The 14062-nt window shown below is 47.1% G+C and carries 8 protein-coding genes; all 8 read left to right on the forward strand.

Features of this window, described 5'->3' with window-relative positions:
• The first annotated feature begins 121 nt into the window (after positions 1-121).
• The 8 genes from J0L70_RS17855 (at position 122) to J0L70_RS17890 (ending at position 14023) form a co-directional block, all read left to right on the forward strand.
• Positions 122-2668 carry a DUF4132 domain-containing protein gene (locus tag J0L70_RS17855; RefSeq protein WP_287455406.1) on the forward strand — a complete coding sequence of 849 codons (2547 nt, stop codon included), beginning with the start codon at positions 122-124 and terminating at the stop codon, positions 2666-2668.
• Entirely contained in the window at positions 2661-3758 is a 1098-nt protein-coding gene (locus J0L70_RS17860) for an ATP-binding protein (protein ID WP_287455407.1), read from the forward strand. The genes J0L70_RS17855 and J0L70_RS17860 overlap by 8 nt, the downstream gene beginning before the upstream one ends.
• Complete coding sequence (locus J0L70_RS17865; protein WP_287455408.1) at positions 3758-6082, forward strand: DUF5682 family protein; 2325 nt, start codon at positions 3758-3760, stop codon at positions 6080-6082. The genes J0L70_RS17860 and J0L70_RS17865 overlap by 1 nt, the downstream gene beginning before the upstream one ends.
• Complete coding sequence (locus J0L70_RS17870; RefSeq protein ID WP_287455409.1) at positions 6079-7278, forward strand: VWA domain-containing protein; 1200 nt, start codon at positions 6079-6081, stop codon at positions 7276-7278. The genes J0L70_RS17865 and J0L70_RS17870 overlap by 4 nt, the downstream gene beginning before the upstream one ends.
• A gap of 1 nt (position 7279) precedes the next feature.
• Positions 7280-9178 (forward strand): YehQ family protein, encoded by a 1899-nt coding sequence (locus J0L70_RS17875; protein ID WP_287455410.1) that lies wholly within the window; start codon positions 7280-7282, stop codon positions 9176-9178.
• Between the two features lie 79 nt (positions 9179-9257).
• Positions 9258-11810 (forward strand): U32 family peptidase, encoded by a 2553-nt coding sequence (locus J0L70_RS17880; RefSeq protein WP_287455411.1) that lies wholly within the window; start codon positions 9258-9260, stop codon positions 11808-11810.
• Entirely contained in the window at positions 11811-12272 is a 462-nt protein-coding gene (locus tag J0L70_RS17885) for an MgtC/SapB family protein (RefSeq protein WP_017286905.1), read from the forward strand.
• A 65-nt stretch (positions 12273-12337) separates the two neighbouring features.
• A complete protein-coding gene (locus J0L70_RS17890) occupies positions 12338-14023 on the forward strand; it encodes an ArnT family glycosyltransferase (RefSeq protein ID WP_017286904.1) in 1686 nt (561 codons plus the stop codon).
• The last annotated feature ends 39 nt before the right edge of the window (positions 14024-14062 follow it).

Genomic DNA, 14062 nt, shown 5'->3' on the forward strand with positions numbered 1-14062 from the left:
AGAAACTGAGCATCGTCTATCTATAGAGCCAAATGAACCTGACGAACAGGATGCATCGCGAAGTTGCGTGCTATGATGACGAGTCAAATCCCTGTGATAGTATAATTGAACCATCAATCAGATGATGCTGAATGAATCTTTCGATGCCTGTGGCACACATCAATGTGACCGTCATCCTCTCATCGATCTTGATCCAGCAGACTGGTGTTGGGCAACTTGGCGCAAACGTCCCCAGTTGGTTCGTCCAGAGCCACAACCTTTTGAATTAGAAGCCGCGATCGCGAAATTAAAAAAAGTAAAACGATTGAAAAGTAGACATTGGCAATGGGAGGCGTGTGAGATTCCGGTTTCAATGTCGATCGAGGAAGCATTTTTTTGGTATGAGGCAATTACGAAAGCACATCACTTCGATCGCGTTCGAGACTTAGTAGAACGCTTTGAAACTGAACGTTTTGAAACTGAGCATCTAGCCGCTCCAGTGGAGATTGCTGAAATACAGGAATGGTTTACTCTCGTTGAAAGTAACTATGCGCCTGCTCAAATGACGTTTATCCTAAGCTATTTTCTATCGATTGAACAGCTATTAGATAAATTAACTGAGCATCGGCAATATCAACTATTTGTAGGATTCAGGCAGCATATTTTGCCTTACTTGAATGAGACGAAATTTGAAGCAATCAAAACTTATATTAGGGCAAATTGGGAGCCTCAAAGGTTCTACTTTAGACCTCATCTTTCCGCCTTATTAGGTATACATGACTGGCTTGAAGCCTTAGTTGCAAAATGGAAGCCTGAAAGATCCTATGCTGCTTTCGATCGCAATTTTAGACTTGAAGTTATTTTTGGGCTAGAAAGTGCGGATTTAGTTGTGCATCATGTTCGTCGTTTAAGATTACGGTTGGGGACAGCCGAACAGGTTCGAGCATGGTTGGCACATACGGAATTAACTGCACTAGAACTTGTCACAGAGAGCATTGCTGCGCTCAATAGCAACAAAGAAGTATCAAATGCTGCTGAGATGTTTGATGTGCTGACTTTGATCCGATCGCCCATTGTCGCTCCCCAAATTCTTGCTCTTGTTCAGCGATCGCGAATTCGCGATCGAGCACAGCAATGGCTAGAAGAAAATCTAGAATTGTCGATCGCGGGATTACTTCCCCTCACGATTCAAAAACATCCTTTAAGAGAAACCGCGATCGCTTGGCTCAGAATGATGCAGCGACAAGGATTTGGCGATTTGATTCGAGAAAAAATGAGTGATGAATATCAGCAGATCGAACTGCAAATTTTTGATGCTCCGCAGCGAGAAGAACTGGGAAAAACGCCCAAGTGGTTCAAAGCGATCGTAGATGCGGCTCCGAAGCTTGAGCCACTAGATTGGGTGAAAGTGAGTGATTTACCCGCGATCGTCGTTGGTGACACTCGACTCTCAACAACTCACCATCAAGCAATCTTGAATCTACTCCAAGCTGATCCTGACAATTGCTCATCAATTCTGAGACAACATACAAATGCTGATTCACTCAGTCAATTTGTGTGGCAACTCTATGAACAATGGAGCTTGAAAAAGCCTAAAGGTCGAGCAGACTGGGTAATTTTAGCATTAGGGCGATTGGGAGATGATGAGATTCTTCTCAAGTTAGCTGATTTGATTCGAGCCTGGTGCAAAGCATCAAAACACCAACTTGCAACATCGGGAATCGCTGCACTAACATTGCGTGCATCAGAGACAGCAATTTACCAATTGATGCAATTCGCATACCCACCGATTTCTAGACTGATTCGACCTGAACAAGCACTCGATGAAATTGCAAAAGCACGCAATCTATCTCGACGACAGTTAGAAGATTTCGCAATGCGAGAAGTTCTTGAGAGGCATTGCACGACTATTACGAATCCGGGAAGCCCCCGCAAACGTAGACCCAAGACCCATCAAACCCAACTCAGCAAAACCCAACTCAAGCAATTTCTCACCCTGCAATCGCTACGATTTGAGCAGCAAATGATTCACAGAGTTGCTTATACTGTTGCAGAATTTCAGTCCTTCGTCTTTCATCCGATCGTACGTCCAATGGCTCAGAGTTTGATCTGGCAAGCCGAATCGACGTGTTTTCGTATTGCCGAGGATGGAACTCTCGCGGATAGCTCTGATATGCCTGTAGAACTCTCTTCAGAAGCCGATATTTACTTGCCGCATCCGTTAGAGATGCCAGATCAATCGACCTGGGCAGAGTTGTTGTCTGACTATGAATTGATTCCGCCCTTTGCCCAAGTCAATCGCCCAATATATTCTGTGTCAACCCAGGAACAAGATGCTACGATTGTCACCCGGTTCGCCGATCGAGGCGTTTTCACTGTCAATTTAACTCAATCTCTGATGAAGCTAGGCTGGACTGAAACCTATATCGGGCGCGGACATTGGCGCGGGTATTGCAAGCGATTTCGTGCTGACCATACCGCCGCTATTCTCAGTGTCTCGGAGATGCCCCGCGAGCACGGGTATCAACGCATCGATCGCATTTTCTTTGTTTCAAATGATTGGGATGGTAGGCGTGTCCCCACTGAGCGCGATCGCATTCCGCTAACGACAGTTGCTCCGCTTGTTTTTAGTGAAGTGCTCCGCGAAATCGACCACCTGACCCACCGTTCCAAAAAACGTCATGCCTAAACGTGCCCAAATCGAACTTCAACGCCCCGCTGCCGAATCGCTCTACGCAACCGAACTCAAGAAACTTGCCGAACTCGATAAAGATGCACCTCGTCCGGGGGGATGGAAGCTCACGCCGCAATCGGTTTTGAAATTTATTTTGGGCGATCGCTCACTGGGCATTACTCAAAAATTCGTCGGCAGTCGTGCCCAATTGGAACGCTGCATCGTTGCACTCGCAACCAATCGCGGTTTGATGCTGATTGGTGAGCCGGGAACTGCAAAAAGCTATCTGAGCGAACTCTTAGCAGCGGGAATTAGTGGAGATTCAACTCTCACGATTCAAGGCAGTGCGGGGACAACTGAGGACAATATCAAATACTCTTGGAACTATGCTTTATTACTAGCAGAAGGCCCAAGTTCTCGATCGCTCGTTTCTGCGCCTCTTCATCGCGGCATGAGCGAAGGTAAGATTGTCCGATTTGAGGAAATTACGCGCTGTCCCTTAGAGATTCAAGACACTTTACTGTCTGTGCTCAGCGATCGTATGATGAGCATTCCAGAATTACCCGATAGCAATCGGAGCTTATATGCAAAAGTCGGATTTAATGTGATTGCAACTGCTAATACTCGCGATCGCGGGGTTAATGAAATGAGCGCAGCCCTGAAACGGCGCTTCAACTTCGAGACTTTGCAACCTATCTCAGATTTACAGCAAGAAATCGAGCTAGTACAACGAGAAACAAATCGAATGTTAGAACAAGCCGCGATTCCAGCGAGTTTGAATGAAGATTTAACCGAAGTTTTAGTTACCACATTTCGCGAGCTTCGCACTGGACAAACTGAAGACGGTCGAACATTTGAGCCACTTACAACTGTGATGAGTACAGCTGAGGCAGTTTCAGTTGGATATGCTTCGGTAATTCATGCTTATTATTATGGCGATCGCGCTCCCACTCCTGAAAATCTTTTACACAGCTTAGTCGGTTCTGCTTTAAAAGATGCAACTGATGATTTGAAAAAGCTCCGACATTACTTTCATCATGTGGTGAAAAACCGCCAAGATCAGCTTTGGCAAGACTATTACACGGCTCATCATCAGGTGTTGTAATGGATTTTGATACTTCAATTCTGAATTTAGATGCGAAGGTGATCTTTTTTCCAGTTCGCCATCATAGCCCTGCTTGTGCGCGATTTGTTCGAGAACTTGCAACGAAGATTCGCCCTGCTGCAATTTTGATTGAAGGGCCTGCGGATTTTAATGCTCAAATTTCCGAGCTTGACTTACCGCATCAATTACCGATCGCGGTTTACAGTTATGCTCATTTTTCGGATAATACTCGCTTAGCTGCGTTCTATCCTTACTGTGTCTATTCTCCCGAATGGCAAGCGCTACAAATTGCGAAAGAGTTAGACATTCCGGCTGAATTCATTGATCTGCCCTGGTCGAAAATGGCGACGACAAAAACTGCCAATCATCGCTATAGCGATCGCGAACTTCGCCAAAGTCAGTACGTCAGCCAATTATGCGAAACGCTTGGAATTGAAGGGCTGGATCATCTCTGGGATCATTTATTTGAAATTGATCCAGCAATAACTTTGGAAACTTATCTCGATCGGGCGCATCAGTTCTGTTTTCACTGTCGAGCTTTAGACGAAGCCACACTCGAAGATCAACAGCGTGAAGCCTTTATGACCGAGAAAATTCGGCAAGCGATCGCGCGATACGGGGGTCAAATCTTAGTGGTAACGGGTGGCTTTCATAGTTATGCACTTCACACCCAGCTTTTGAATCCACCGACTGAGCCACAAGCAAGTCTAGTCTTTTCCTATCTTGAACAGTGCCTTAAACCTGCGATCCTTCAGCAAGGCATTGCGCTGACTCCTTTTTCTTACGATCGCTTAGATAGCCTGACTGGATATGATGCGGGAATGCCGAATCCAGGCTTTTATCATCAGGTTTGGCAGCATCGTTATCAAAGCTCCGCTCAAGAAGACACTTACACTCACAATGCGATCTATCGCGAAGTGTTTGCCCAAATCGTGACAGCATTACGATCGCATCAACAACTGATCAGCGCGGCAGATTTGATCGCCGTTGAATCTGCTGCCCATGCTCTCGCTGCTTTGCGAAGTCATGCAGAGATTTGGCGACAGGATATCATTGACGCGATCGTGACTTCTCTAATCAAAGAAGAAGTTACAGCTACTCACCCCTTACTGCGGGCAGTCCATGAAGTTTTTCGCGGGTCAGAACGGGGGAAACTTGCTGCGGGAATTTCTGTTCCGCCTTTAGTTCAAGAGATCAAGCAGCAATTAAAACAGCATGATTTAGAACCCCAACCGATCGGGCGAATTGTTCAACTCAATTTACTCGAAGAACCCGCCTGCTCTCAATTTTTGCACCAACTCCGAATCTTAAAAATCGCGGGCTTTAATCGCACAGGCGGAATTGATCTGGCTGCACGTCAGGATCTCTCGATTCAGTGGGAGGAATGGTCGATCGCGTGGAGTCCCGCCTATGAAGGCAGTTGTATCGAAGCTGCAATTTACGGGTCTACTTTACTTGAAGCGGCTGAGATGAGATTGCTAGAGCTTGCGAAAAAATGTGAGCAACAATCTGAAAGTGCTGCTTTACTCTTACTCGATGCTTGCTTAATGGGAGTTCAAACACTAATTCCTCCTCTCTATCAACAGCTTCTCACACTGATTCAATCTGATAGTGATTTCTTTGCTATTACTAGCACCTTAACGCATTTACTTTATCTCTATAGCTATGATGAACTTCTGGGAATTGCAGAACATGCAGAAATTGGCTATCTCTTACAGGTTACTTTTACTCGCAGCCTTTGGCTTTTAGAAAGTCTTGGACAAGTTCGAGATCAAGATCAACAGCTTCTCAATGCAGTCAAAACGCTCCTCGAAACAGTGCAAAGATGCGATCGCACACTGAACCTCGATCGTGAAGCCTTTATCGCTGTTCTTGCCCGCACGAGCCAGGAGCAAACTCAAAATCCAGTTCTACGAGGTGCAACCATCGGCGCACTATGGGTACTTGATGAAGCTCCCACTGAGCAAGTTTTAACCGATTTATATGCGATTTCTAATCACTTAGGCGATTTCTTAACAGGTCTTTTCAGCATTGCGCGTGAGATGATTCAGCGTTCTCCAGAACTGTTAAATCAAATCGATCGCATCATTGCACAGTTTGATGACGAAGCATTTCTCGAAGCACTGCCCTCGCTCCGACTAGCGTTTACTTATTTCACCCCTAGAGAACAGCACATGCTCTCGCAAACTCTGACTCAATTTTGGACAAAATCCCCTGCGCCAATCTTGGAAATCTCGCCTGAACAGATGGCTCAGGTTAAAGCACGAGAAGCCAGATTACTCAGCACGATCGCACAATATGGACTGCGAGGTATCCGCGAATGAATGATCCACTCACTCAAGCCATGCGTTGGAAAGTCATTTTATCGGCGCATCCAGATTCCAACATCGGACAAGATGCCTCAGAAACTTGGCAGCGACGAGCCGAAGCATTATCGTTTTTGTACGATCGAGAATACCAATCCCGCAATGTTCGCCACAACTCAAGCAATTCTCGGATCAATCAAAAAGATCGACCGAGCAACTCTCAAAACCCATCTGATCCAAAGCATTCTCGCGAAGGCGGACTTGCAAGCTCAGCATTGACGATTCCAGAGTGGATCAATGAAATTCATGAACTCTTCCCGAAAAAGACGATTGAGCGTTTAGAAAAAGATGCCTTAGAGCGCTATCGGCTCGAAGAAATGATCACCGATCCAGATCTCCTGAGTCGTGCAGAACCAAGCCTAACCCTACTCAAAGCGGTTCTACGAACAAAGCATTTAATGAATCAAGCCGTACTAGCTATGGCGCGGCAACTTGTTCAAAAAGTGATTGATCAATTACTAGAAAAACTCGCGCGTGAGGTTCAATCTCCGTTCTTAGGCACGCTCGATCGACAACATCGCTCCTGCCTAAAAATTGCGAAAAACTTCGACCCGAAAGCTACGATTCATCATAATCTCAGCACCTATGACCCTGAAACCAAAAGACTTTATATCAAAAGCCCACACTTCTATTCTCGAATTCGTCGAAATCTCGATCGCTGGCAGTTAATCATTCTGGTCGATGAATCTGGCAGCATGATCGATAGCATTATTCACGCCGCAGTAACAGCTTCTATCTTTTGTCAATTGCAGCAGATCCGCACTCATCTTTGTATTTTCGATACCTCGATCGTCGATCTCACCGAACAATGCCGTGATCCGGTCGAAACCTTAATGCAAGTTCAACTCGGAGGCGGCACGAACATTGGGCAAGCGTTGAACTATGCTGAAACACTGATTGATCATCCTCGCAACACGATCGTTGTTCTCATCACTGATTTCTATGAAGGCGCACCTCGCGAAACGCTGTTTAGTACCACTCGCCGTTTAATTGAAAGCGGTGTGACGATGCTAGGACTTGCTGCACTCGACTCTGATGCCAATCCGAACTACGATCGCACAACTGCCCAAGCGCTCGTCAATCTGGGAATGCACGTTGGTGCAATGACTCCCGGAGAACTCGCAGAATGGATTGCTCGAACAGTGAGGAAGTAGCATGGCTCGGACAGATTTACTTGCATTAACCACAGATGATCTGATCCTTTTAACGAATCGCGGAATTGTCAATCGCGCTAAACGAGAACTCGAACAATTCACGGTTGAGATCATTGAGGACAATGACTTCGTGCGTCTGAAATGGTCAGATTCAGTTGAATGTACCTTTCCGAATGGCGAACCTGTCAGCGATCGACACTGTAACTGTTCCGCAAACACAATCTGCCGCCACCTCATCCGCTCAATTCTCGCCTACCAACAATCCAACTCTTTTACTCCTGAACCCTGGAATCCAGGTGACATCTCAGACGCAGAACTTGCCAACCATTTCACACCTTCGCAACTCGATCGGCTCAAACAACAATTTGAAACTGATCAAGTCATCGAAGTGCGATCGAGTACAAAGCCGATCACATATCTGCACTCTCTTGGTCACACCCTCCGCTTTCTCGTTCCTCATGATCTCCGATATACCCACTGCGACTGTTCCGAGCCTTCTCCTTGTCAGCATGTCCCTTTAGCAATTTGGGCATTTCGCCAATTGCAGGATCAAACGAGTGCGATTATTTCTACCGAAACGAATTTGACATCCCCAACTCAGCTACTCGACGACATCGAATCAGCTCTCGAAACCTTACTCCAGCGAGGACTGAACAATCTCACTGCAAGCTTACTCAGTAAACTCCAGCGCTGTGAACAACACTGTCGTCAATCTAATTTGATCTGGTTTGCTGAGATTCTCGTCGAACTCTTGGAACAATGCGATCGCTATCAAAACCGAGATGCTCGCTTTTCTCCTCAAGAAGTCATTGCTTTAATTGCTGAACTCTGTATCCGTAGTGATGCTCTGCGTTCTAACACAGGCAAAGTTCCTCGTCTTTTCATCGCAGGTACACAGCGCGATCGCACAACCGCAATTGGAACTGCTCGCCTCATCGGTTTAGGCTGCGGTGTCCAGCTTAAACAGAACAGCACCACACTCACCAGCTACTTTCAAGATGCCAATACTGGAATGCTGACGGCATTTTCAACCGAGTTCGATGCTCCCGATCCCTTCTCCGATCTCGCTCAAAAACCTGTTCTCAAGCAGCACACGTTCACTGAACTGGGTTCAGGACAACTGCTCATCCAATCTGCCAAACGCTCTCCCGATTTCCGTCTTCTGCCCGGACGTTCTCCGCTCTCTCTCAACCCTCAATCCTTCCAATGGAGCCAACTCCGCTCCCCGCTGCTCGTCGAAGACTTTTCCGAACTTTCCGCGCATTTACAACTTCTCCCTCCTGCTGATCTCCGCCCCCGTCACCTCACTGAGAATCTGTATGTGTTAGCGATCGACAAAGTAACCTCTGTTGAATTTTCCCCAGTCGAACAAGCGGTGACTGCAACGCTCTGGGATGCCCAACAAAACACAATTCGATTGAATTTTCCGTATCACGATCGTGCTCAAGCGGGCACAGAAGCACTGCTGACCCAACTCACCCAACAGCCTCTCCGCTTTGTCTCCGGTCACATTCGTTCTGGTCATCAACTGACAATTTCGCCCATCGGACTTGTGTTCGAGGATTCCTTTTTGCAACCCTGGATCGCTGAACATGTCTCAGAAAGTGGATTGATTGCAAATTCAACCCCGACCGAGCTTGATCCGATTGAGACTTATTTAGAGAGCGTGTTAAATGCGATCGCGGATCTTCTCCTAATTGGCATCGAACAATCCAATTCTCAGACCTTACAAACTTGGCGAGAGATCAATGAAGTCAGTCACAAGCTTGGATTTCAAACACTGACCGCAACGATCGACCCGATTACCTCTCAATTAACTGCACCCCATCAGAACCTTCAATCTCTCAGCCAATCCATTCTCACCCTGTCCGTTCTGCACCATCTTGTCGATCGAGAATAAAGAGCGAAATTCTCAGCCAATCTTTGTAAGAACGTCTTAGGATTGAAAAGCCTCTCTATCGAATGACGATCGACTAACCATGAACACTCCAGAACTTCTTTCACCTGCGGGAAATTGGGACTGTGCCAAAGCAGCGATCGAGAATGGCGCAGATGCAATCTACTTTGGACTGGAGCGGTTTAATGCTCGGATGCGGGCAGAAAATTTTACAGAATCCGATTTGCCAGAGCTAATGGAGTTTCTGCATTGGCGCGGCGTGAAAGGATACGTCACCTTGAACACGTTAATCTTTCAAAATGAATTAGTCGAGGCAGAACAATATCTACGATCAATTATTGCTGCCGGAGTCGATGCTGTCATTGTTCAAGACATCGGAATTTGTCGCCTGATTCGCCATTTGTCCCCGGATTTTCCGATTCATGGCTCGACACAAATGACCGTGACCAGTGCCGCAGGAGTCGAGTTTGCAAAAGAATTAGGCTGCCAGTTAGTCGTACTTGCGCGCGAATGTTCGATCAAAGAAATCAATAAAATTCAAAAGCAACTCACGGAAAGTAACATTACTTTGCCGCTGGAAGTATTTGTGCATGGAGCTTTGTGTGTTGCCTATTCGGGGCAATGTTTGACAAGTGAAGCATTGGGCGGTCGATCCGCAAACCGAGGCGAATGTGCTCAAGCCTGCCGAATGCCTTACGAATTAATCTCTGATGGCGAAGCTGTGAATTTAGGCGATCGACGATACTTGCTCAGTCCACAAGATTTGTCAGGCTTAGCTGTTCTACCAGACTTAGTAAAATCAGGAGTCACTTGCCTCAAAATCGAAGGACGACTGAAATCTCCTGAATACGTGGCAAATGTCACGCGAGTCTATCGTAATGCGCTCGATCAAGCGATCACTGATGTGAATGCTGAACGATACAACTTGGAAATGGCATTTTCGCGCGGATTGCATACCGGATGGTTTGAGGGCATTAACAATCAAGAATTAGTCCATGCCAGATTTGGGAAAAAACGAGGCGTTTATCTCGGCGAAGTCACCCAGATTCAGCACGAGCAAATTACGATCGCGACCAAAGCCCCCGTCAAACCCGGTGATGGCGTTGTATTCGACAGCGGACATCCCGAAGCCAAAGAAGAAGGCGGCAGAATTTATGCCGTCGAGCAACATCGGAATCAAACGGTTTTGACCTTTGGCAGAGATCAGTTGAATTTGAGACGAATTGATATTGGCGATCGCGTTTGGAAAACCAGCGACCCAGAACTCGATCGTCAAATTCGCCAAACCTATGCAGGAGAGCAGCCAAAATTTCAGCGCCCGATCGACATCGAAATTCATGGCGAAATTGGCAAAGAATTAATTGCGATCGCCAGAGATACGAGCGGGCACATTACGCGCATTGAATCCGAAATGCCCCTAATCGAAGCGCATTCCAAGCCATTAACCACAGAACGACTGAAAGAACAATTCGGCAGATTAGGCAACACCCCTTTCTGTTTAGGCAAATTCGAGAACCATCTCACAGATGCAGCCATGATCCCCGTGAGCGAATTAAATCGAATGCGGCGGGAAATCGTCGATCGCTTAGAAAATCTCAGAATGCAGCCAAAACAATGGCAGTTAGACGAAGCGCGATCGCATTCAGAATTATTGCCTCGCATCGATAACGAATCTGAGAAATCCCCTGAATTCTCGATTCCGGCAGACTTCGAGCCGAAGACTTCCGATTCAAAGTCCCCCACGAGTGGGGGATTTAGGGGGCAGAACCCCCTTCAACCGCAGCCAGAACTCACCATCCTAGTTCGCAATCTCCAGCAACTCGAAACCGTTCTCAAACTCGGAATTCAAACCATCTACTGCGAATTTGAAGACCCGCGCGCGTATCGCCAAGCCGTTGAACTCACCCGACAACTCTCAGATGCAGAAATTTGGGTCGCTCCCCCTCGCATTACCAAACCCAGTGAACAATGGATCTTAGAACAAGTTCGCAAATCCAACGCCGATGGATATTTGATCCGAAACTATGATCATTTGAAATTCTTTGAACACGATCGCAAAATTGGCGATTTTTCTCTCAACATCGCCAACGCCATCACCGCAAATTACTTCAAACAATTTGGCTTAGAACATCTCACCGCGTCCTACGATCTCAACGTCCAACAACTGATCGCACTGCTGAAAAGCTGCCCCTCAAATTGGTTAGAGATTACCATTCACCAGCACATGCCGATGTTTCATATGGAGCACTGCGTTTTCTGTGCATTTCTCTCGACTGGAACTGATTTCACCAATTGCGGACGACCTTGTGAGCAGCATGAAGTGAAACTTCGCCTTGCTTCTGGCATGAGTGGAGGAAAACATCCCGGCATTGAACACATTCTTCAAGCAGATGCAGGCTGTCGAAATACTGTATTCAACGGAACCGCACAAACCGGAGCAGAATTTCTGCATCACCTCGTTCACAGTGGCGCACAACGATTTAGAGTAGAATTTCTGAACGAATCGTGCCAGCAGATTACGCAAACGATCGCACTCTATCGCCAACTGCTCAATCACGAAATCACAGGTGCTCAACTCTGGCGCGATCTCAAACTCCAAAATCAACTCGGTGTCACGCGCGGAACTTTGACTTAGATGCACAACTGGGACAATTTAGTGATCCGATTAGCCCTTGCCATACTTGCAGGAGGCATGATCGGGTGGGATCGAGAACAACGACATAAGGCAGGTGGACTGAGAACGCATATGCTCGTCAGTTTGGGAGCGGCGTTGTTTGTGCTTGTCCCGATCGAAATCAATGGTTCGGGAGAGGAGTTAAGCAGGGCAATTCAAGGGATTGCAACTGGAGTCGGATTTTTGGGCGCAGGGGAAATTTTGCATCAATCGCGCCCTGATCAACGCAATCCTAAAGTCAAAGGGTTAACGTCTGCTGCCTCGATTTGGGTCACAGCCGCGTTGGGAATCACTTCAGGAGCAGGACTTTGGCTATTGACGCTCTTAGGTACGGTATTGACTCTGCTAATCTTAATTGGGGTCAAACAAGTTGAACAACGCGCGATCGTTTCCCGCCGAAATGACCTAGATGAAGAAGAATGATGCAGAATAAATGATACATTGCATCGACTCAGTGACATTTAGCCTAACAATTCAATATTTCCAACATGGATCATGAGATCTCCTCCGGTCAAAAATCAGGGATTGCGACAAAATACCAAGCTTGGATTGATCCGGCTTGGTCGATCGGGCTTTGGGCAGCGGCGCTCTTGTTATTCACAATCAATTTAGGCGGACTGCCCTTACGCGATTGGGATGAAGGAATTGTCGCGCAGATCGCCCGCGAAATTTCTAAAGCCCCATTTGATACGCTGGCTTGGCTCTTTCCGCTTGACCCCAATGGCGCACCCTATTGGAATAAACCACCGCTAGTGCATTGGATGGTGGCGCTGTTTTATCGAATTTGGGGCGTGAATGAATGGACATCTCGCCTTCCAGGAGCCTTGTTAACCGCAACTTCTGTACCCTTACTCTACGGAATCGGGCGCGAAATCTTTTTCCAACGCAGTCCCGCAATTTTTGCGGCTTTGGTGTATCTCACCTCACTGCCAGTCGTGCGGCAGGGACGCTTGGCAATGCTCGATGGAGCCATTCTCTGCTTTTTCTTGGCAATGATTTTGTGTGTTTTACGATCGCGCAGAGATTTGCGTTGGGGATTGGGCATTGGGCTTGCCTTTAGCTGCATTTGTTTAACGAAAGGAATTTTAGGAATTTTATTAGTGGCGATCGCGCTAGCGTTTCTCGCGTGGGATACGCCTCGATTGCTGACATCGGCATATTTGTGGAGTGGATTTGGATTAGGGTGTATCCCGGTTGTGCTGTGGAATGGTGCGCAGATCGTTCGCTATGGCAATGAATTTCTAGGCATCCATTTCTGGAACCAGTCTTTGAAACGAGTGTCAGACCCCGTAGAAGATAATCGCGGCACAGTCTTCTATTACGCTTTGGAAGTTCTGAAGCATGGCGTTCCGTGGGTGTTATTTCTACCCGTTGGATTGCGGCACGCTTGGGAAAATCGCAATCTCAGTTGGGCAAAACTGGCACTGGTTTGGAGCGGCGTGTATTTCGTTGTGATTTCGGTGATGCAGACAAAGCTGCCTTGGTATGCGATGCCGCTCTATCCTGCATTTGCGCTGATGATTGGCGCGCAGATTCAGGAATTCTGGCAACCCGCAATGTTTTCCGATCCGCGTCCGATTCCCAAAGCCCGGATTTGGATGGCAGTGTTTTTGGTTTTATCGATCGTGGCTTGGGCAGGCACAATTTATTACGGCATGAGAGCGCAGCCCGATGTGCAGCTTGTATTCTCGACTTTAGCGTTGACGCTGACCGTAGCCTCGATTTTAGTTGCACGGCAGGATATTCAATTTATTGTGGTGTTGATTTGGGGAACGTATCTGACGCTGCTCGCGCTGATGATGTCAAATCATTGGGTATGGGAATTACAAGAAACGTTTCCAGCAAAACCCGTAGGCGTGATGATTCAGAGAGCAACTCCGAAGGGGCAAACCATCTATACGTCATATTCTTATTTCCGTCCGTCTTTGAATTTTTATAGTCAGAGAACGATCGTCCCTGAAACTCCTGAAGGGTTACTCAAACGCTGGAAAGAAGATGCTCATCCGCATTTGTTACTGGACATGGAAGCCCTGAAGAAGTTGCCGCAGAAACAGATGCAGTGGTTGGGAACGACCGAGAATTGGGTGCTGGTGAGCCGAAATCCTGCGGTCAAAACCACCGTAACGGCAAGGAAAAAACCGAAAAAAATGCTCCCTCGATCCGCACGCAGGTAGTGCATCTTTGCATAATTCGATCCGCTGAATCGTGAGAAG

It is taken from the genome of Leptolyngbya sp. UWPOB_LEPTO1, assembly GCF_017302695.1.
Lineage (GTDB): Bacteria > Cyanobacteriota > Cyanobacteriia > Leptolyngbyales > Leptolyngbyaceae > Leptolyngbya > Leptolyngbya boryana.